The sequence below is a fragment of the Brucella sp. RRSP16 genome, assembly GCF_052246815.1.
Lineage (GTDB): Bacteria > Pseudomonadota > Alphaproteobacteria > Rhizobiales > Rhizobiaceae > Brucella > Brucella intermedia.
Genome location: NZ_JBQQAM010000002.1, coordinates 180436 through 200228 on the forward strand (window position 1 = coordinate 180436; position 19793 = coordinate 200228).

A 19793-nucleotide genomic window follows, 5' to 3' on the forward strand; every position below is an offset into this window, starting at 1 on the left:
CTTTAGCCTCTGAGCTTGCCGAAGGCCCAGTGCGGCAGGAGCAAAAAAATGTCAGACGATGTCGAACGCATTGACGTTCAGGCAGTCAACTCCCCCAAAACCCGCCAATCGCTTTATGCGGCGCGGGTGAAGATTTTTCCGAAGCGCGTGCAGGGCGAGTTCCGGCGCTTCAAGTGGATTGTCATGCTCATTACGCTCGGCATCTACTATCTGACGCCATGGCTGCGCTGGGATCGCGGCCCCTATGCGCCGGATCAGGCGGTCCTGATCGATCTTGCCAATCGGCGCTTCTATTTCTTCTTCATCGAAATCTGGCCGCAGGAATTCTACTACGTCGCGGGCCTGCTCATCATGGCGGGCCTTGGTCTGTTTCTCGTGACCTCCGTCGCGGGACGCGCCTGGTGCGGCTATACCTGCCCGCAGACCGTCTGGGTCGATCTTTATCTCGTCGTCGAACGCGCCATCGAAGGCGATCGCAATGCGCGCATGAAGCTCGACAAGGCGCCATGGACCTTCGACAAGCTGTGGAAGCGCGTGAGCAAACATTCCATCTGGTTGCTGATCGGCGTGCTGACCGGCGGCGCATGGATTTTCTATTTCGCCGACGCGCCGCAACTGCTCATGGATTTCGTGACCGGTCAGGCAGCGCCGGTCGCCTATTTCACCGTCGCCATCCTCACCGGCACCACCTATGTTTTCGGCGGGCTGATGCGCGAGCAGGTCTGCACCTATATGTGCCCGTGGCCGCGAATTCAGGCCGCAATGCTGGACGAAAATTCGCTCACCGTCACCTATAATGACTGGCGCGGCGAGCCGCGCTCCCGCCATTCCAAGAAGGCGATTGCCGCTGGTGAAACCGTGGGCGATTGCGTGGATTGCAATGCCTGCGTGGCCGCCTGCCCGATGGGTATCGACATTCGCGACGGGCAGCAGCTCGAATGCATCACCTGCGCGCTGTGCATCGATGCCTGCAATACGGTCATGGACAAGATCGACAAGCCGCGCGGCCTCATCTCCTATGCGACGCTGGCCGATTACAACGCCAACATGGCGCTCGCGACCAATAACGGCACGGCGCCGATCGATCCCGCCCGCGTCTACAAGGCGCAGAACAGCTTCTCGGACAAGGTGCAGAACCTGTCATGGAAGAAGGTGCTGCGCCCGCGCAGCATGTTCTACTTCGCCGTATGGGCGCTGATCGGCCTGACGCTCGTCATCTCGCTGTCGACGCGCCAGCGCATCGGTATCAACGTGCTGCATGACCGCAACCCGCAATATGTGCTTCTGTCGGACGGTTCGATCCGCAACGGTTACACGGTCAAGCTGCTCAACATGATCCCGACGCCGCGCACCTTCCGCCTTTCCATCGAGGGCCTGCCGGGCGCAACGCTGACCGTTCAGGACGAAACCGCCGATGCGGATGGCAATTACGACGTGCCGGTGGAGCCGGACCGCCTGAAGACATTGCGCGTGTTCGTCACCATGCCGCATGATGCGATTACCGAACATCGCCAGGACTATGAAATCGAAGTGCGTGACGCGGACGGCGCGGAACACGCACGCTACAAGGCAACTTTCATGGCACCGGAGGGCAGATAATGTCGATCAAGTCGAAAACCGCAGGCACGTTCACCGGCTGGCACATGCTGGGCATCATGGTCGCTTTCTTCGGCGTCATTATCGCCGTCAACCTGACCATGGCCTATAACGCGATCCATAGCTGGAGCGGGCTGGTGGTGCAGAACACCTATGTCGCCAGCCAGGAATTCAATGACAAGGCCCAGACCGGCAAGGAACAGGCTGCGCTGAATTGGCAGTCGAAGCCGGCTTATGAGAACGGCATCTTCACCTGGCGGCTCGCCGACCATGAAGGAAAGGCCGTCGCCATGACCGGCGGTACGGTGGAGTTCAAGCGTCCGGTCGGTGACGTGAACGATACCAAGGTCACGCTGAGCGTCCGCGAGCCCGGAATGCTGACCGCACCGCTGGAACTTGGCGAGGGCGCGTGGATCATGGAAGTGAATGCAGATGCGGGTCTTGAAGACCCTTATCGCCATATCATCCGCGTTCTGGTGAAGGATGGGAGAATGCTATGAGCTGCTGCGTCGAGAATGCACAGATAGCGACCGTCGTTCAGGCCGTCTCGGCAGATGAAATGCAGGTCGCAAGCCGCGCGCTTGGAGACGGTTTTCGCCAGCTCGACCTGTCGGTTCCCGGCGTTCATTGCGGCCTGTGCATCAAGAATATCGAAGAGACGCTCGGCAAGATCACAGGGGTTGCCTATGTCCGCGTCAACCTCACCGGCCGCCGTGTGACCGTGCGCTGGAAGGATGGCGAGACGCCGCCCGATGTGGTCGATCCGCTTCGCAGGCTCGGTTACGAAGCGCATATCTTCGACATGGCGCAGGAGAAAGACCCGACCTTCACGCGGCTTCTGATCGCGCTTGGCGTCGCGGCCTTTGCTTCCAGCAATGTGATGCTTTTGTCGGTCGCCGTCTGGTCGGGCGCGGATGCGGCGACACGCGATATGTTCCACTGGATTTCCGGCCTCATCGCCCTGCCGACGCTGATCTATTCGGGCCGGATTTTCTATGTTTCCGCATGGAATGCGCTGCGTGCGCAGCGCGTCAACATGGATGTGCCGATTGCGCTTGCCATCACGCTTGCCTTTGGCATGAGTGTCTATGAAACCCTGCATCATGGCCAGCATGCCTATTTCGATGCATCGGTGACCTTGCTGTTCTTCCTGCTGATCGGCCGCACGCTCGACTACATGATGCGCGCCCGCGCCCGTTCCGCAGTCCGAGGTCTGGCGCAGCTTGGCTCCCGCGGCGCGGTGGTGATCGGCGATGATAACCAACGCAATTACCTGCCGGTCAACGAAATCCGCCCCGGCATGCGCATCATCCTTGCAGCAGGTGAGCGCGTACCCGTTGATGCAAAGGTAGAGGAAGGCCGTTCGGAACTCGATTGCGCCATTGCATCGGGTGAAAGCGATGCCGTGCCTGTCGGTCCGGGCTCCGACATTCGCGCGGGCACGCTCAACCTTTCCACGCCGCTCGTCATTCGGGCGACGGCGGAAGCAAAGGATTCCTTCCTCGCTGAAATGGTGCGGCTGATGGACGTCGCAGAAGGCGGACGCGCCTATTACCGTCGTCTTGCCGACCGCGCTTCCGAACTCTATGTGCCGATGGTCCACACCATCGCCTTCCTCGCCTTCGTCGGCTGGATGTTCTACACCGGCGGGGACTGGTATCGCTCGATCTATATCGCGATCTGCACCCTCATCATCACCTGCCCTTGCGCGCTCGCCCTTGCGGTGCCGATTGTGCAGGTAGTTGCGGCGCGGCGCCTGTTTGAAAACGGCATCATGATCAAGGACGGCTCCGCCATGGAGCGGATGGCCGAGGTGGACACTGCCATTTTCGACAAGACCGGCACTTTGACGCTCGGCCAGCCGAGGCTGATCGATGCAGACGCAATCGATCTCCATAATCTGGAGATCGCAGCCGAGTTGTCGCTTTATTCGCGCCATCCGCTGTCGCGGGCGCTGGCGCTGTTCTCGGGCGCAAAGCCGATGACCGCCTTTACCCGCATCGAGGAAGTGCCGGGCGCAGGCATCGAAGCAGAACTGAACGGTTCCATCTATCGGCTTGGCAAGCGCGACTGGGCGGACGACAGCGCCACGATGGTTCATGCCGATGGCCCCGAGACCTGTCTTTCCATCGATGGCAAGCTGGTTGAAACCTTCCGCTTTGAAGACAGCCCGCGCGAGGACGCTGCGGGGGCCATCGCCACACTGAAGCGCAACGGGCTGAAGCTTGGCATCATTTCCGGCGACCGCCTGCCTGCCGTCGAGAGGCTTGCCGGTTATCTCGGCGTCAATGATTTCCGGGCGGAAGTGCTGCCTGCCGACAAGTCGGAACTGGTGCAGAAACTGTCAGCCGAAGGCAGCAAGGTGCTGATGGTTGGCGATGGGTTGAACGACGCCCCCGCCCTCGTCGCGGCCCATGTTTCCATGGCGCCCGCGACGGCAGCCGATATTGGCCGCAATGCAGCCGATTTCGTCTTCCTGCGTGAAAGCCTGTCGGCAGTGCCGCTTGCCTTCGCCGTATCAAAGGAAGCGGGCCGGTTGATCAGCCAGAACTTTGCGCTTTCCATCGGCTATAATATCATAGCCGTGCCGATCGCGATTTTCGGCTATGTCACCCCGCTGGTGGCGGCGCTTTCAATGTCGCTGTCGTCCATCGTGGTCGTCAGCAACGCATTGCGGTTGCGCGCCGGAAAACAAAAGCAGCAGACGCAGAAGACCATCGCGCCTGTTGCCGTCATCAAGGAAGCGCACAAATGAGCGGACTTATCTTTCTCATTCCCATCGCGCTGTTTCTGGGCCTGCTCGGCCTCGTCGCCTTTCTCTGGTCGTTGAAAAACGGCCAGTATGAGGATCTCGACGGCGCGGCAAACCGCATCCTGCTGGACGACGAAACTAGTCCGTTATCAAAATAGCCCGCAAATCATTGACATTCGTGCCGGTTGGCCCCGGCACGAACAGATCATCGATGGCGTCGAATGCCGTCCATGCGTCGTTGTTGGCGAGACGCGCCGCGCCATCCTCGCCCGCCTTTTGCAGGCGCGAAACCGTGGAACCATCGGCAAAGGCTCCGGCATTGTCTTCCGAGCCGTCAATGCCGTCCGTGTCGGCGGCGAGCGCATGGATGTTGTCATAGCCATCGATGTCGAGCGCGAATGACAACAGGAACTCGCTGTTGCGCCCACCTTTGCCACCTCCTGGGCCACCCTTGCCGCGAATGGTGACGGTCGTTTCGCCGCCCGACAGAAGGACCACGGGTTTCTTGAACGGGCGGTCGCGGTCGGCAACTTCGCGGGCAATCGCCGCATGAACATGTGCCACTTCCCGCGCCTCACCTTCCATTGAATCGGACAGGATCACCGCTTCCACACCATGACGCCGGGCTTCCTTCACCGCCGCATCCAGCGAGACGGCAGCGGAAGCAATCACGCGCACCTCGTTTCGAGCGAAAACCTCGTCGTCCGGCTTCGGCGCATGGGCGGCTTCGTTCCTGATGTGATCAAGCGCTGCCTGTGGCAGTTCGAGCCCGTAGCGTTCGATGATCTTCAAGGCCTCGTCGCGACTGGTTGTGTCCGGCACGGTCGGCCCGGAAGCGACGAAGGCCGGGTTGTCGCCGGGAATATCCGAAACGACCAGCGAGAACACCTTTGCCGGATGCGCGGCGGCAGCGAGCCTGCCGCCCTTGATCGTCGACAGATGCTTGCGAACCGCATTCATGGCCGAAATCGGCGCGCCGGAAGCGAGCAATGCCTTGTTGACGGCGATCTCATCTTGCAACGTCAGACCTTCCGGCGGCGACGGCAGCAGCGCCGATCCGCCGCCCGAGACAAGCGCCACCACGAGATCGTCTTCCGTGAGGCCGGACACGGCATCGAACAGCCGCTTCGAGGCTTGAAGCCCCGCCTCGTCGGGAACCGGATGCGCGGCCTCGATGATCTCGATACGCTGGCAAGGTGTGCCATAGCCATAGCGCGTGACCACCACGCCCTCCAGCGGGGCATCGTGTTTTTCAGCCCAGGCGCGCTCGAAAGCCGCCGCCATCTGCGCCGATCCCTTGCCCGCGCCGATGACAATCGTTCGTCCCTTCGGCCTGGCCGGAAGATTGGCGCGGATCACCAGTTCTGGATCGGCAGCCGCAACGGCTGCGTCGAACAGGCTGGTCAGAAACTTCTTGGGATCGGTGATGGCAGACATGAGTTTCCCGATGCTGGCGTGTTAACGGCGGCACTATTCCCCGCCCGAGATCTAAAATCAATGGAGCCGGCTACCTCCTCCAAGCAGCCAGCTCCGCCCTCTCCCTCCAGAGAGTTCGCCTGAGACGTCAAGCCACGTCGTGGTTCGCCATCCTCTCGAGAGCACGTACCAGACCCGAATGGTCGAGACCGTCATCGCCATGCGCCGCGCAGGAGTTGAACAGTTCCTGCGCCGTGGCCGTGTTCGGCAGCGAAACGCCGAGTGCCTTCGCGCCTTGCAGTGCAAGGTTCAAATCCTTCTGGTGCAGGGAAATGCGGAAGCCCGGATCGAAGGTGCGCTTGATCATGCGTTCGCCGTGCACTTCGAGAATGCGGGACGATGCAAAGCCACCCATCAGGGCTTCGCGCACCTTTGCCGGGTCCGCGCCTGCCTTGGAAGCGAAGACCAGTGCTTCAGCCACGGCTTCGATATTGAGCGCAACGATGATCTGGTTTGCAACCTTGGTCGTCTGGCCATCGCCGCAATCGCCGACGAGGGTGATGTTCTTGCCCATAAGCTTAAGAAGCGGCAGCGCACGGTCGAACGATTCCTGCGAACCACCTGCCATGATGGAGAGGCTGGCGTTCTTCGCGCCCACCTCGCCGCCCGAAACCGGCGCATCGATATATTCGGCGCCCGTTGCGCGGACTTTCTTTGCGAATTCCTTCGTCTCGATGGGCGATATCGAGCTCATGTCGATGAGCAGCTTGCCTTTGCCGAGCCCCCCGATTGCGCCGCCTTCACCGAAGATGACTTCGGCCACCTGCGGCGTATCGGGAAGCATGAGAATAACCGTATCGCATTCTTCCGCGACGGCCTTCGGCGTATCCACGATTTGCAGACCGTTATCGATCAGTTCCTGACGCGGCGGAGGATTGAACCTCGAGGTGACGATCTGATGTCCGGCATCCTGCAGATGACGCGCCATCGGCGTGCCCATGATCCCCAGTCCGATGAAGCCTATCTTGGCCATGTCGTATACTCCCTAGTCAAAATTATGCAGTCAGCCGTTCGGCTTCATGGTGTTTGAACCAGCTGAGACCTTCCTCGGTGGTGGTCTTCGGCTTGTATTCGCAGCCGATCCAGCCTTTGTATCCGGCGTTTTTCAGCGCTTCGAACACGTTCGGATAATTGATCTCGCCGGTTCCCGGCTCATTGCGGCCCGGATTGTCGGCAAGCTGGATATGGGCGATGAGCGGCTTGTAGCGTTCATAAGTCGCGACCAGTTCGCCGCGTGTGCGCTGCTGGTGGTAGAGGTCATACTGGATGAACAGGTTGTTGCTGCCCACTTCATCAATGATCGAAACCGCCTGCTCCACCGTGTTGAGGTAGAAGCCGGGAATGTCGTAGTGATTGATCGGCTCGATCAGCAGGCGGATGCCGTGCTTGCCCAGTTCCTTCGCGGCCAGACGCAGATTGCTGACGAAAGTGGCGCGCAATACATCCGGATCGACACCTTGCGGGGCAATGCCCGAAAGACAATTGACCTGCGAGCAGTTAAGCGTGGTGGCATAGTCGATGGCATCGGCCACGCCGCGACGGAAATCATCGACCCGATCCGGCAGAACCGCAATGCCGCGCTCTCCCCCAGCCCAGTTGCCCGCAGGCAGATTATGCAGGACCTGCGCCAGATTATGTCTGGTCAGCGCCGCCTTCAGCTCGTGCCGGTTGAACTCGTAGGGAAAGAGATATTCCACCCCGGTGAACCCGGCCTTTGCCGCCAATGCGAAGCGGTCCATGAAGGGTACTTCGTTGAAAAGCATTGTGAGATTGGCTGCAAATCTCGGCATTTTCGCCTCCTTGTAATTCTCTGTTTGCGCAATTCCGGAAAAAAGCCGTTTCACAATTTTCCTCGAATTACCTTCCACGTTGTTCTTTTCCCTCATCCTGAGGAGCTTTCCCGAGCTTGTCGAAGGGAGGCGTCTCGGACGACGAAGGAAGATGCATCGTGCCTGCCCTCGTCCTCGACCCTTCGACGGGCACAAGATGATGCTTCGCTGCGCTCCGCACCGCACCGCAGGATGAGGGAGATACGGAGCATTAAATCGGCAACACGTTAATCCAAAAGTGCTGCGATAGCGGTCGGTGCATCTTCGCCGCGTTCGGCCAGCTCCTCGAATTCGACAACCTGATCGATGTCGATACCCATGGAAATATTGGTAACGCGTTCGAGGATGAATTCCAGGACCACCGGCACCTGATGCTCCGCCATCAGCGCTTTTGCCTGTTCAAAACTTTCGGCAAACTGGTTGGGGCTGCGAACCCGGATCGCCTTGCAGCCAAGGCCCTCGGCAACCGCCACGTGATCGACGCCATAGCCCTTTTCCGCATCGCCACCGGCATTGATGTTGTCGAAGGCGAGACTGACCTCGAAATCCATGTTGAAGCCGCGCTGCGCCTGACGGATGAGGCCGAGATAGGAATTGTTCACCACCACATGAATGTAGGGCAGCTTGTGCTGTGCGCCGACCGCCAGTTCCTCGATCAGGAACTGGAAATCATAGTCGCCGGAAAGCGCCACGATCGGACGGTCGGGATCGGCGGCACGGACACCGAGCGCTGCCGGCAGTGTCCAGCCAAGCGGACCGGCCTGACCGCAATTGATCCAGTTGCGCGGGCGATAGACATGCAGGAACTGCGCACCGGCGATCTGGCTGAGGCCGATGGTCGTGACATAGCAGGTATCGCGACCGAACGCCTTGTTCATCTCTTCATAGACACGCTGCGGCTTCAGCGGCGTCTGGTCGAAATGTGTCTTGCGCAGCATGGTGCGCTTGCGCTCCTGGCACGCCTTGGCCCAACCCGACCAGTCGCGCAGCTTGCCTGCCGACTTCCATTCGGTCGCAACGTCCAGCAGCAGCTTCAGCGCCTTGCCCGCATCCGAAACGATACCGAAATCCGGCGCGAATACACGGCCGATCTGGGTCGGCTCAATATCGATATGGATGAATCTGCGGTCCTTCCTGTAGGTATCGACATTGCCCGTATGACGGTTCGCCCAGCGGTTGCCGATGCCGATGACGACATCGGATGCCAGCAGATTGGCATTGCCGTAGCGGTGCGAGGTCTGGAGACCGCACATGCCCGCCATCAGGCGATGGTCGTCCGGGATGATGCCCCAGCCCATCAGGGTCGGGATGACCGGAATGCCGGTGATTTCGGCGAATTCGACCAGAAGGTCGGACGCATCGGCGTTGATGATGCCACCACCGGCCACGATCAGCGGATGTTCCGCCGCGTTCAGCATGGCGAGCGCCTTTTCGGCCTGCGCCCGCGTGGCAGCTGGCTTATAGGCTTCCATCGGCTGGTAAGTGTCGATGTCAAACTCGATTTCGGCAAGCTGGACATCAATCGGCAGGTCGATGAGGACCGGACCGGGACGGCCCGACTTCATGATGTGGAACGCCTTCTGGAAGACATAAGGCACCAAAGCTGGTTCCATGACCGTGACCGCCCATTTGGTGACGGGAGCCGCGATCTTGGCGATATCGACGGCCTGAAAGTCTTCCTTGTCGAGACGTGCGCGCGGCGCCTGACCGGTGATGCAGAGGATCGGGATCGAATCCGCGGAAGCCGAATAGAGACCTGTAATCATATCCGTTCCGGCCGGGCCGGAGGTGCCGATGCACAGGCCGATATTGCCATGCTTTGCACGGGTATAGCCCTCGGCCATATGCGAAGCGCCTTCGACATGACGCGCCAGTATATGGCGGATCGAGCCGCGCGCCTTCATCGCCGAATAAAACGGATTGATCGCTGCGCCCGGTACACCGAAAGCACAATTGATCCCTTCTCTCTCCAGCACAAGCACGGCTGCATCGACTGCACGCATTCTGGCCATGGCCATTCCTCCTATGGAACTCTAATCCATTTACCAATGCTATTATCAAAAAATGGAAATGCATATCACTATACGGAAATAAAGATTTTCAACGGAACGGAGATAATCCGCCTGCGTCTTTCCGAGTAGCAATGGATGCGATAGTGATAATTCCTGAGTTTAGGCGGGATTCGGAGACGGTGATGGAACAGGCAAAGGTAAAGCGGGGCCGCAAGGCGGCGGAAAACGCAGCGCCCTCGTCTGTGCAGGTTCTCGATCGAAGCCTGAAGCTGCTGGCGCTGATTGCAGAAAATGACGGCTCGACATTGACCGACCTTGCCGATGCGAGCGGCATGGCGCCTTCCACCGTGCACCGCCTGCTGTCGTCGCTGGCCAATCATGGAATGGTTTCCCACGATCTGGAAAGCGGCGACTGGACCATCGGCGTCAAGGCTTTCGAGATCGGCAATGCCTTTCGCCGGTTCCGCAAGCTCGGCATTCTGGCGCGCCCCTATCTCAAGACATTGATGGAAACGAGCGGCGAGACCGCCAATATCGGCGTCGAGGACGGCGGCGATGTCGTGTTCATCTCGCAAATTGAAAGCCATGCGCCGATGCGCGCCTTTTTCCGGCCCGGACGGCGCGGGCCTATCCATGCGTCCGGCATCGGCAAGGCCATATTGTCCACCTGGTCGGACAAGGAAATCGCCCATGCCCTGTCGGGGCGCGCGCTCGAACACTTTACGCAGCGCACGCTCGACAGCCTGCCCGCGCTATTGAAAGACATTCAGGCAACGCGGACGCGCGGATGGTCTGTCGACGATGAAGAACATACACTCGGCATGTGCTGCATCGCCGCGCCGATTTTCAATGAATATGGCGAGGCGATTGCAGGCATTTCCGTTTCCGGCCCTGCCGTGCGCCTGCCGAAAAAGAAGCTCGAGGAGTTCGGGCCGCTCATCCGCTCCACCGCCGATGAGTTGACCCGCGCCATGGGCGGCAAGCGCCCGGAAGAGTTTTAACGCACAGTGAATTTGGGCTAATCGACGCTCTGCGCCCCTCTTTCCCTCATCCTGAGGAGCTTTCTTGAGCTTGTCGAAGGAAAGCGTCTCGAAGGGCTGAGGGAAAACGCACAGCGCCTGCCCTCGTCCTTCGAGGCTTCGCTTCGCTCCGCACCTCAAGATGAGGGAGAAGCGCAGCGATGACGCTTTATAGTTCAGCCTTGAGCGGCTTGCCGGCCACATAGGTTTCGACAATGGCGCGGTCATCGCCCAATGTCTGCAACAGGAACAGCTCCTGCTCCAGCGTCGCGCCAGCCGCCATGCGAAGCCGCATCGGCGATGTGGCGGACGAATCCAGCACCACGATATCGGCTTCGGTGCCTTCATCCAATGTGCCGATCCTGTCTTCCACGGAGAGCGCGCGGGCATTGCCGAGCGTCATCATGTAGAAGGACTGGAACGGGTTCAGGCGGTTTCCACGCAGTTGCTGGACCTTGTAGCCTTCATCCATGGTACGCAGCATCGAGAAGCTCGTGCCGCCGCCGACATCGGTCGCCACCGCCATGCGCACGCCCGATGCTTTCAGGCGGTCGCGGTCGAAGAGGCCGGAGCCGAGGAACAGGTTGGAGGTCGGGCAGAAGACGGCAATCGAGCCGGTTTCCGCCATGACGCGCACTTCGCGGTCTTCCAGATGGATGGAATGGCCGAGCAGGGTCTTGTTTCCCAGAAGGCCGTAATGCTCGTAAATACCGAGATAGTCGGGCGCATCCGGGTAAAGCGACTTGGTGAAGGTGATTTCGTCGTGGTTTTCCGACAAATGCGTCTGGATGTAGCTGCCGGGGTGCTCACGGACAAGCGCCTGACTTGCTTCGAGCTGCTCCGGCGTGGAGGTGATGGCAAAGCGCGGCGTGATCACGTAATCGAGGCGGCCCTTGCCCTGCCAGCGCGCGATCAGCGCCTTTGTGTCGTCATAACCCGACTGTGCAGTGTCGCAGAGGGCAGGCGGCGCGTTGCGGTCCATCATCACCTTGCCGCCGAGCATGCGCATGTTGCGATGCTGCGAGGCGCGGAAATAGGCATCCACGCTCTGCGGATGCACGGAGCAATAGGCGACCGCCGTGGTGGTGCCGTGGCGGATCAGCTCGTCCAGAAAGCGCTCCGCGATGAATTCGGCATGCTGCTCGTCGGCGAATTTCTGCTCGGCCACGAACGTATAGGTGTTGAGCCATTCCAGAAGATTGGCTGCATAGGAAGCGACGACCTGCGTCTGTGGGTAGTGGATATGCGTATCAATGAAGCCGGGCAGGATCAGGTGCGGACGATGGTCGGCGACTTTTATGTCGCTGCCTGCCTCGGTACTGACTTCAACATAATCGCCAAGACGCAGGATACGGCCATCTTCGACCAGAACGGCGCCGTCTTCGATATAGCGGTAGGCGGCATTGTCATCGAGACTCTGCGGCTCGTCACGAAAGGTCAGCACGCGGCCGCGGATCAGAAGCTTGGTCATTGTGGTCTTGGTCCTTATTTCGAGCCTTGCGTGGCGGACTGGTACCAGGAGGCAAGAAGCTGGCGTTCTTCCTCGCTCACGCCGGTAACGTTGGCGGGCGGCATGGCATGCGAACGGCCTGCCTGCAAATAGATTTCGCGCGCATGGGCTGCGATATCCCGGTCGGTGTCGAGCACGACGCCCTTCGGCGGCGCAATGATGCCTTCCCAGCCCGGCTCCTTGGCGTGGCACATGGCGCAGCGCCCCAGAACGGTATCCCGCACTTTTCCAAAGTGCGGGTCCGAGATGAAGGACTGCTGCAAGGCCGAGATTTTCTGTTCTTCCGGCTCGCCGGTCAGCACCTTCGGCACAGTCGAGAGCCAGATGATGACGATGAACAGGATGACCGTTACCAGCCAGGTCCAGGTCGGGCTGCCCTTGCGGGCATGCTGCGTGTTGAACCAGTGGCGGATCGTGACGCCCATCAGGAACACCAGCGAGGCGATTATCCAGTTGAACTGCGTCCCGAAAGCCAGCGGATAGTGGTTCGACAGCATCAGGAACAGAACCGGCAGCGTCAGATAGTTGTTGTGGGTCGAACGCTGCTTGGCGATCTTGCCGTATTTCGGGTCCGGCTTGCGGCCTGCGATCAGATCCGCCACCACGATCTTCTGGTTCGGGATGATGATCATGAACACATTGGCCGACATGATCGTCGCGGTGAAGGCACCCAGATGCAGGAAGGCAGCGCGTCCCGTGAACAGGTGCGTATAGCCCCAGGCCACCACGACCAGAATACAGTAGAGAATGACCATCAGGAGCGTATCGCTCTTGCCGAGCATCAGCTTGCAGATCGTGTTGTAGGCGATCCAGCCGAAGGCCAGCGAGGCAATCGAAATGCCGATGGCGACGGGACGCGAGACGTCGAGGACGTTCGGATCGATCAGGTAGAGATCGGCACCGGCATAGTAGACGATGCAGAGCAGCGTGAAACCCGACAGCCAGGTGGCGTAGGATTCCCATTTGAACCAGGTCAGGTGTTCCGGCATTTCGGCGGGCGCAACCAGATATTTCTGGATGTGGTAGAAACCGCCACCGTGGACCTGCCATTCCTCGCCGTGCGCGCCTTCCGGCAAGCCGGGGCGCTGGCGCAAGCCCAGATCGAGCGCGATGAAGTAAAAGGACGAGCCGATCCACGCAATCGCGGTAATCACGTGCAGCCACCGCGCTGCGAAGCCCAGCCAGTCCCAGGCTACGGCGAAATCATACATCAGGGACTCCCATTTCTTATCCCGTTTCTTGAGCCAATTCTTAGCCCATTGTTCGTTGTTGCATTATGTGCCAAAGGAATCAGGTTCAGGGAACGTCACATCACGACCAGCACTTTCAAAAAAATCTAGACAATCGTGGAGGGGACGTATGTCATATCTTGATAATCTGCGCGTTTTTGTGCGCGTTGTCGAATTGGGAAATCTATCCGCGGCGGGCCGCGATCAGCGCGCATCGCCGGCAGTTGCAAGCAATCGAATCAAGGAGTTGGAGAAGCACCTGGGAGTGAGGCTCTTCAACCGGACGACGCGCAAGCTCACGCCGACCGAACATGGCCGCGTATTCTATGACGGTGCATTGAAAATCCTCGAAGCCGTGGATGAGGCGGAAGCGGCCGTGGCGGAACTGGCGAAAAATCCGAAGGGATCGATTCGCATCACCGCGCCGCTTGGCTTCGGCAGACGGCTGATCGCATCGGGAATCCCGGAGTTTCACGACAAATATCCCGACATCGAAGTGCGGCTCCGCCTCTCCGATCATGAAGTGGACATCATGAGCGAAGGCGTCGATGTGGCTTTCAAGCTCGGTGTTCTGGAAAATTCCAACCTGCGCATGCGCGGCATCATGAATTGCGAACGCGTGATCTGCGCGGCGCCCGCATATCTTGAGAAACACGGGGTTCCGCACTCACCGGACGAGTTGCTGGGCGACAAGCATGATTGCCTTCTGCTGCGTTTTCCGGGCTCGAAGGAATATTACTGGTCGCTGCAAACCGCGGAAGGCCTGCGCAAGTTTGAAGTCACCGGGCCATATGACTCCGATGACGGCGACGTATTGACGCAATGGGCGCTCGGCGGGCGGGGCATCATCAACAAGCCGCTGTTTGAAGTGAAGGAATATATCCGCGACGGACGGCTGGTTCCCATCCTCGAAAACACTCCACCCGCCCCGATCCAGCTAGCTGCGATCTATCCGCACAAGCGCTTTCAGGACCCGAAGGTGCGTCTCATCATCGATTTCATGACGGAACGGTGCCAGCGACTGATCCGCGAGGCTTTGGCATAGAGCGGCTGAAACCGCTCTATACTTCTTTGCGGCCTCGGGAACGCCAAAAGAAAGCCTGCCGGATCAGGCGGGCTGCGAGACACGTGCGGAGGTCAGAACTGCTGTCAGAACTTCGGCAGCGACCAATGCTGCGATGACTTCCGGCCTCTTGTCCTTCACGACGGCTCCGCCGACCGGACAGACGAGATTTTCAAAAAGATTCTCGCTACCCATTTCGCGTTTCAACCAATTCTTGAAAGTGGCCTTCTTGGTCTTCGAGCCGATCATGCCGACATAGACGGCATCACGCCGCTGCAAAGCCTCGGTAACGATGAGAAAATCCAGCGCATGGTCGTGGGTGAGGACGATGAAGGCGCTGCCCGGAGGGGCGGAACGCACCACCTGCTCGGGCATCGCCGACAGACAGGTCTCTACGCCCGGCACATCGCAGGCCATCAGCTCGGCTTCCCGCGTATCCACGAGAACGACCCGGACGGGCGTGAACGAAAGCGCATTTGCCAGCGCATCGCCGACATGGCCCGCGCCGAAGACATAGACATGCGGGCGCGTGGCTATTTCGGCATCGACCTTGCCGACAAGCTCGTCGGTGAGCCCGCGATTGACACGTTTGAAGCTCAGGCCCACCCGTCCGCCGCAGCATTGGCCGATTTCCGGGCCGAGTGGGACGTCCATGGGTGTGTCCCTGCCTCCAGCCAAGATTTTCCGGGCATGGTCGATAGCCATATATTCGAGCTGACCGCCCCCGATGGTCCGAAAGATCATATCGCGGGCAACCAGCATCCACGCCCCCGCATCGCGGGGCGCGGAACCTTTCACATCGGTGACTTCCACCAGCACACTATCGGGACGCCGGTTGAGAAAAGCCCGGATATCGTCGCGTGCGCCCGGCATTTTTCTAGCCCTTTTGCTTGCGGAGCCGCTCGATGGCCATCAGCACGCGTTCCGGTGTTGCTGGCGCATCAAGACGCGGGCAGACCTTGTAATCCGCCACGCTGGCGACAGCATCCGCCAGAGCGTGCAGCACCGACAGGCCCAGCGGCAGCGGCGGCTCGCCGACAGCCTTGGAGCGATGGATCGTCGGCTCATATGCCTCCGACCAGTCGGTCAGCGCCACGTTGAATATCTTGGGCCGGTCGGAAGCCAGCGGAATCTTGTAGGTGGATGGCGCATGGGTGCGAAGCCGCCCCTTGTCGTCCCACACAAGTTCCTCCGTCGTCAGCCAGCCCATGCCCTGCACGAAGCCGCCTTCAACCTGACCGATATCGATGGCGCGGTTCAGGGAACGCCCGGTATCATGCAGAATATCAGTGCGCTCCACCACATATTCGCCAGTCAGAGTATCGACGGAAACTTCGGAACAGGCTGCTCCGTAAGCATAGTAGTAGAAAGCATGACCGCGACCCTTGGCCCGATCCCAATGGATTTTCGGCGTCTTGTAGTGACCTGCCGCCGAAAGCTGGACGCGACCGATAAAGGCCTGCTTGACGAGATCGTTGAAGCTGATTTCCTGATTGCCGACCCGAACGCGGTTGGGAAGAAAGACGATCTGGTCTTCCGGCACCTGATATTGCTGGGCCGCAAAATGGATAAGGCGCTTCTTGATCTGGCGGGCAGCATCCTGTGCGGCCATTCCGTTAAGATCGGCCCCGGAAGAAGCCGCCGTCGGCGCGGTGTTCGGCACCTTGGCGGTCGTCGTCGCGGTGATCTTCACACGGTCGATGTCGATCTGGAATTCCTCGGCCACCACCTGCGCCACCTTCATATGGAGCCCCTGCCCCATTTCCGTGCCGCCATGGTTCATATGCACCGAACCGTCATTATAGACATGCACCAGAGCGCCAGCCTGATTGGACTCCGTCTTGGTGAAGGAAATGCCGAATTTCACCGGGGTCAATGCGATGCCGCGTTTGACATAGCGGCTCTTGGCGTTGAATTCGCGGATCGCTTCGCGGCGCCTTGCGTAATCGGAGCTTTCCTCCAGTTCCGCAACGATGCGCTGGATAATGCAATCCTCCACCTTCTGGTGATAGGGCGTGACGTTGCGCGTGCCGTCCTTACCCATTTCATCGTAGAAATTGCGCTTGCGGATTTCCAGCGGGTCCTTGCCGACAGCGAAAGCCACTTCATCGATCACGCGTTCCGCACCGACCATGCCCTGCGGGCCGCCGAAGCCGCGAAACGCCGTGTTCGACACTGTGTTCGTGTAAAGCGGCGCCGACTGCGCATGAACTGCCGGAAAGAAATAGGCATTGTCACAGTGGAACAAGGCGCGGTCGCCGACAGGTCCGGAAAGGTCAGCCGAAAATCCGGCATTGAGCGCAAACAGATAATCGATGCCCAGAATATTGCCTTCATCGTCGAAGCCGACTTCATAATCGATGACGAAGCCGTGGCGCTTGCCGGTCGAGGTCATGTCCTCGTCGCGGTCGAGCCTGATCTTCATGGCGCGCTTGTGCTTCTTGGCCGCGATGGCTGCAATCGCCGCCCACTGGTTCGCCTGAGTTTCCTTGCCGCCGAAGCCGCCGCCCATGCGGCGCACTTCCACCGTCACGGAATGGCTCGGAACGCCCAGCGCATGGGCGACCAGATGCTGGGTTTCGCTCGGTCCCTGCGTGGAGCAATAGACGGTGACGTCCTCATCCTCGCCGGGGATAGCCAGCGAAACCTGCCCTTCAAGATAAAAGTGATCCTGCCCGCCGAGATACATGCGGTTCTTGATGCGATGCGGTGCGGCATCGATGGCCGCGCGCGCATCGCCGCGCTTCAACGTCAGCGGCGTGGTGACAAGCCGGTCCTTCAGACCATCCAGCCCATCGATGGAATAGATGCCCGCTGCTTCCTCATATTCGATTTTCGCCAGACGTGCGGCGCGGCGCGCCTGATCGCGGGTTTTGGCGATAACCGCAAAGATCGGCTGGCCGTGAAACTCGACCTTGTCGACGGCGAAGATCGGATCGTCATGCATGCCCGAAGGCGAAACATCATTCTCGCCGGGCACGTCCTTATAGGTCAGCACGTCGATCACGCCGGGAGCGGCGCGAACCGCCGACAAATCGATCGACTTGAAAGAACCATGTGCGACGGAAGAAAACCCGAGACCGATGTGCAGCGTGCCTTCGGGCTCCGGTATATCGTCGATATAGACAGCCGTTCCCGTCACATGCTTGTGCGCAGAATCGTGCTTCTGGTCGGTCGCCACACCACCGACGATACGGGCCGCTTTCAGTGCGTTTGCAGGATGCTTGTTCATGATTGCCTCCTCACGCCGCGGCGATTTCAGCCGCGCGCAGCGGCGTGTAACTGCCTTCCGTTTCGGCGAAGAAACGCCGCAACAGATTGCGCGCCGCGAGCAGCCGGTACTCGGCAGTCGCGCGCATATCGCTCAAGGGCGTATAATCTTGCGAATAGGCTTCCAGAGCCGCGTCAACGCTCGCCTCTGTCCAGGGCTTGGCCAACAGTGCTGCCTCTACCGCGCTTGCCCGCTTCGGCGTTGCCGCCATGCCGCCATAGGCGATACGAACGGTCGCCACATTGCCTGCCGCATCGAGCGTCAGATGGAAAGCGCCGAGCGTCGCGGTAATGTCTTCCTCAAAACGCTTCGACACTTTGTAAATGGCAAAATGGCTGTTTTCCGCCGGCACCGGCACATGCATGGCCTCGACGAATTCGCCAGCCCCGCGGTCCTGTTTGCCATAGGCGATGAAGAACTCTTCCAGAGGGATGGTGCGGCGCTCCGCCCCTTTGCGCAAGGTGAGCTTTGCACCAAGTGCGATCAGCGGCGGCGGCGTGTCGCCAATCGGCGAACCATTGGCGATATTGCCGCCGATGGTTCCCATATTGCGCACCTGTTCGCCGCCGATGCGGTTGATGAGCTGGCCGAGCTGGGGAATGCGTCCGGCGAGGAAGCCGAAGGCTTCCGTGTAGGTGACGCCCGCGCCGATGGTGATGACACCATTTTCCTCGCGCATGAAACGCAGTTCATCCAGATGGCCGATGAAGACGACCGGAGAAATGTCGCGCATCATCTTGGTGACCCAAAGGCCCACATCGGTGGAACCGGCGACGATGGTCGCCTTCGGCTCCGCTGCCAGAATGGAGGCAAAATCGTCGAGATCGGCAGGCACGATCAACCGGTCCCGGCCTTCGCCCACTTCCACCCGCACGCCGTCGCGCATCGCCGCCAGTTGTTCCAGCACGAGCGCGCGTTCGGCTGCGAGCGGATCTTCCGTTGCCGTGCCATAATCGGAAATGGCGCGCGCGGCGCGCATGATCGCCTCATAGCCGGTGCAACGGCAAAGATTGCCCTGCAATGCCTTTTCAATCTCGGCATCGGCGGGCTTCGGTTCGCGCATCCACAAGGCGTAGAGCGACATGACAAAGCCCGGCGTGCAGAAACCGCACTGCGAGCCGTGAAACTCGATCATGGCCTTTTGCACCGGATGCAGGCCGCCATCCGCTCCGCGCAGATGTTCGATCGTCACCACATGACAACCATCCAGCGAACCCATGAAGCGGATGCAGGCATTGACGCTCTCATAAACCAGCTTGCCGTCGGAAATCTTGCCGACCAGCACCGTGCACGCACCGCAATCGCCTTCGCCGCAGCCTTCCTTGGTGCCGCGCAGCTTGGCGGACAGCCGCAGATAGTCGAGCAGCGTTTCGGTCGGGGAAACACGGTCGAGTTCGACCTTTTCACCGTTCAGAAGAAAGCGGATCGTGTGTCGCACAGACTGGTGCACAGACTGGTTCATGGCGCTTAGCTCCCGCGATAGGTGGAATAGGAAAAGGGCGAAACGAGAAGCGGTACATGATAATGCGCTTTTTCGTCTGAAATGCCAAAGCGCAAAGGAACGACGTCAAGGAACGGTACGGCATCGTCAGTCTTGCCGAAATATTCGCCGACATGAAACAGAAGCTCGTAGGAACCGGCCCGCAAGTTTCCCCCCGACAGCAGCGGCTCATTGCAGCGGCCATCATCATTGGTGCGAATTTCACGGATGGGTTCTGCCTGCTGATTCTCGATGCGGCGCAACTCGATGCGCAGATTTGCTGCCGGCTTGCCGCTTACCGTGTCGAGGACATGCGTCGTCAACCGGCCATCACCGCTCTTTTCCTGACCCATTTGCACTCCTGCCGCTCTTCGATTCTCCTGCCGTCCCGACTGGAGAACTTACAAGCTTTTGATTTCCGGTGGTTTATTTCGGCCCGATATCGGCATCGGCTGTGGGGCCGCAACCACACCATGTTCCCAGCATTTAGTATTTCGCGATCCTGCGCATTGGGAAAGATGGTTATCGTTGGATGTCTTTCAAATTTTTGAAGGGG

16 protein-coding genes are annotated in these 19793 nt (G+C 59.7%); 6 read left to right on the forward strand and 10 right to left on the reverse strand.

Annotated elements, in window-relative coordinates:
• Positions 1–48 precede the first annotated feature (48 nt).
• Genes ccoG through ccoS form a run of 4 tightly spaced genes read left to right on the forward strand, consistent with a single transcriptional unit; the run spans position 49 to position 4506 of the window.
• A complete protein-coding gene (gene ccoG / locus ACS5UA_RS04080; protein ID WP_021586196.1) occupies positions 49–1599 on the forward strand; it encodes a cytochrome c oxidase accessory protein CcoG in 1551 nt (516 codons plus the stop codon).
• Complete coding sequence (locus tag ACS5UA_RS04085) at positions 1599–2096, forward strand: FixH family protein (RefSeq protein ID WP_021586197.1); 498 nt, start codon at positions 1599–1601, stop codon at positions 2094–2096. Before ccoG ends, ACS5UA_RS04085 begins: the two co-directional genes overlap by 1 nt.
• Positions 2093–4351 carry a cation-translocating P-type ATPase gene (locus ACS5UA_RS04090; RefSeq protein WP_021586198.1) on the forward strand — a complete coding sequence of 753 codons (2259 nt, stop codon included), beginning with the start codon at positions 2093–2095 and terminating at the stop codon, positions 4349–4351. The genes ACS5UA_RS04085 and ACS5UA_RS04090 overlap by 4 nt, the downstream gene beginning before the upstream one ends.
• Entirely contained in the window at positions 4348–4506 is a 159-nt protein-coding gene (ccoS, locus tag ACS5UA_RS04095) for a cbb3-type cytochrome oxidase assembly protein CcoS (RefSeq protein WP_021586199.1), read from the forward strand. Before ACS5UA_RS04090 ends, ccoS begins: the two co-directional genes overlap by 4 nt.
• Here the strand turns inward: ccoS and ACS5UA_RS04100 are convergent.
• The 4 genes from ACS5UA_RS04100 to gcl all read right to left on the reverse strand — a co-directional run bounded on the left by ACS5UA_RS04100 (position 4487) and on the right by gcl (position 9665).
• Positions 4487–5785, reverse strand: coding sequence for a glycerate kinase type-2 family protein (locus ACS5UA_RS04100; RefSeq protein WP_021586200.1), 1299 nt, complete (start codon positions 5783–5785; stop codon positions 4487–4489). The genes ccoS and ACS5UA_RS04100 overlap by 20 nt on opposite strands.
• A gap of 127 nt (positions 5786–5912) precedes the next feature.
• Positions 5913–6797: a 2-hydroxy-3-oxopropionate reductase gene (locus ACS5UA_RS04105; RefSeq protein ID WP_021586201.1), complete on the reverse strand. Its 885-nt coding sequence runs from the start codon at positions 6795–6797 to the stop codon at positions 5913–5915.
• Between the two features lie 22 nt (positions 6798–6819).
• The gene (gene hyi, locus ACS5UA_RS04110; RefSeq protein ID WP_025089703.1) at positions 6820–7614 is read right to left on the reverse strand and encodes a hydroxypyruvate isomerase; all 795 of its coding nucleotides are present in this window, start codon (positions 7612–7614) and stop codon (positions 6820–6822) included.
• Between the two features lie 266 nt (positions 7615–7880).
• A complete protein-coding gene (gene gcl, locus ACS5UA_RS04115) occupies positions 7881–9665 on the reverse strand; it encodes a glyoxylate carboligase (protein ID WP_021586202.1) in 1785 nt (594 codons plus the stop codon).
• A gap of 182 nt (positions 9666–9847) precedes the next feature.
• Between gcl and ACS5UA_RS04120 the strand changes: the two genes are divergently transcribed.
• A complete protein-coding gene (locus tag ACS5UA_RS04120) occupies positions 9848–10666 on the forward strand; it encodes an IclR family transcriptional regulator (RefSeq protein WP_021586203.1) in 819 nt (272 codons plus the stop codon).
• 187 nt (positions 10667–10853) lie between these two features.
• On the opposite strand, the gene guaD is transcribed toward ACS5UA_RS04120, so the two are convergent.
• Complete coding sequence (gene guaD, locus ACS5UA_RS04125; RefSeq protein WP_443101197.1) at positions 10854–12155, reverse strand: guanine deaminase; 1302 nt, start codon at positions 12153–12155, stop codon at positions 10854–10856.
• A gap of 14 nt (positions 12156–12169) precedes the next feature.
• Positions 12170–13405, reverse strand: a complete 1236-nt coding sequence (locus ACS5UA_RS04130) for a urate hydroxylase PuuD (RefSeq protein WP_006466111.1) — start codon at positions 13403–13405, stop codon at positions 12170–12172.
• 148 nt (positions 13406–13553) lie between these two features.
• Here ACS5UA_RS04130 and ACS5UA_RS04135 point away from each other — a divergent pair, with 148 nt between their 5' ends.
• On the forward strand, positions 13554–14468 hold the full coding sequence (locus ACS5UA_RS04135; protein ID WP_021586205.1) for a LysR family transcriptional regulator: 915 nt from the start codon (positions 13554–13556) through the stop codon (positions 14466–14468).
• Positions 14469–14531: 63 nt separating this feature from the next.
• Here ACS5UA_RS04135 and xdhC read toward each other — a convergent pair whose 3' ends face one another.
• The 4 genes from xdhC to uraH are packed head-to-tail and all read right to left on the reverse strand — an operon-like array spanning position 14532 to position 19590.
• Positions 14532–15359, reverse strand: coding sequence for a xanthine dehydrogenase accessory protein XdhC (gene xdhC / locus ACS5UA_RS04140; protein WP_021586206.1), 828 nt, complete (start codon positions 15357–15359; stop codon positions 14532–14534).
• 4 nt (positions 15360–15363) lie between these two features.
• A complete protein-coding gene (xdhB, locus tag ACS5UA_RS04145) occupies positions 15364–17718 on the reverse strand; it encodes a xanthine dehydrogenase molybdopterin binding subunit (RefSeq protein WP_021586207.1) in 2355 nt (784 codons plus the stop codon).
• 10 nt (positions 17719–17728) lie between these two features.
• Complete coding sequence (gene xdhA, locus ACS5UA_RS04150; protein WP_170873255.1) at positions 17729–19207, reverse strand: xanthine dehydrogenase small subunit; 1479 nt, start codon at positions 19205–19207, stop codon at positions 17729–17731.
• A gap of 17 nt (positions 19208–19224) precedes the next feature.
• Positions 19225–19590, reverse strand: coding sequence for a hydroxyisourate hydrolase (gene uraH, locus ACS5UA_RS04155; protein ID WP_006471036.1), 366 nt, complete (start codon positions 19588–19590; stop codon positions 19225–19227).
• Positions 19591–19793: the final 203 nt, after the last annotated feature.

Coding starts and splice junctions, on each gene's coding strand:
- ccoG (WP_021586196.1), top strand. CDS start 49: ATGTCAGACGATGTCGAACGCATTGACGTTCAGGCAGTCAACTCCCCC.
- ACS5UA_RS04085 (WP_021586197.1), top strand. CDS start 1,599: ATGTCGATCAAGTCGAAAACCGCAGGCACGTTCACCGGCTGGCACATG.
- ACS5UA_RS04090 (WP_021586198.1), top strand. CDS start 2,093: ATGAGCTGCTGCGTCGAGAATGCACAGATAGCGACCGTCGTTCAGGCC.
- ccoS (WP_021586199.1), top strand. CDS start 4,348: ATGAGCGGACTTATCTTTCTCATTCCCATCGCGCTGTTTCTGGGCCTG.
- ACS5UA_RS04100 (WP_021586200.1), bottom strand. CDS start 5,785: ATGTCTGCCATCACCGATCCCAAGAAGTTTCTGACCAGCCTGTTCGAC.
- ACS5UA_RS04105 (WP_021586201.1), bottom strand. CDS start 6,797: ATGGCCAAGATAGGCTTCATCGGACTGGGGATCATGGGCACGCCGATG.
- hyi (WP_025089703.1), bottom strand. CDS start 7,614: ATGCCGAGATTTGCAGCCAATCTCACAATGCTTTTCAACGAAGTACCC.
- gcl (WP_021586202.1), bottom strand. CDS start 9,665: ATGGCCAGAATGCGTGCAGTCGATGCAGCCGTGCTTGTGCTGGAGAGA.
- ACS5UA_RS04120 (WP_021586203.1), top strand. CDS start 9,848: ATGGAACAGGCAAAGGTAAAGCGGGGCCGCAAGGCGGCGGAAAACGCA.
- guaD (WP_443101197.1), bottom strand. CDS start 12,155: ATGACCAAGCTTCTGATCCGCGGCCGCGTGCTGACCTTTCGTGACGAG.
- ACS5UA_RS04130 (WP_006466111.1), bottom strand. CDS start 13,405: ATGTATGATTTCGCCGTAGCCTGGGACTGGCTGGGCTTCGCAGCGCGG.
- ACS5UA_RS04135 (WP_021586205.1), top strand. CDS start 13,554: ATGTCATATCTTGATAATCTGCGCGTTTTTGTGCGCGTTGTCGAATTG.
- xdhC (WP_021586206.1), bottom strand. CDS start 15,359: ATGCCGGGCGCACGCGACGATATCCGGGCTTTTCTCAACCGGCGTCCC.
- xdhB (WP_021586207.1), bottom strand. CDS start 17,718: ATGAACAAGCATCCTGCAAACGCACTGAAAGCGGCCCGTATCGTCGGT.
- uraH (WP_006471036.1), bottom strand. CDS start 19,590: ATGGGTCAGGAAAAGAGCGGTGATGGCCGGTTGACGACGCATGTCCTC.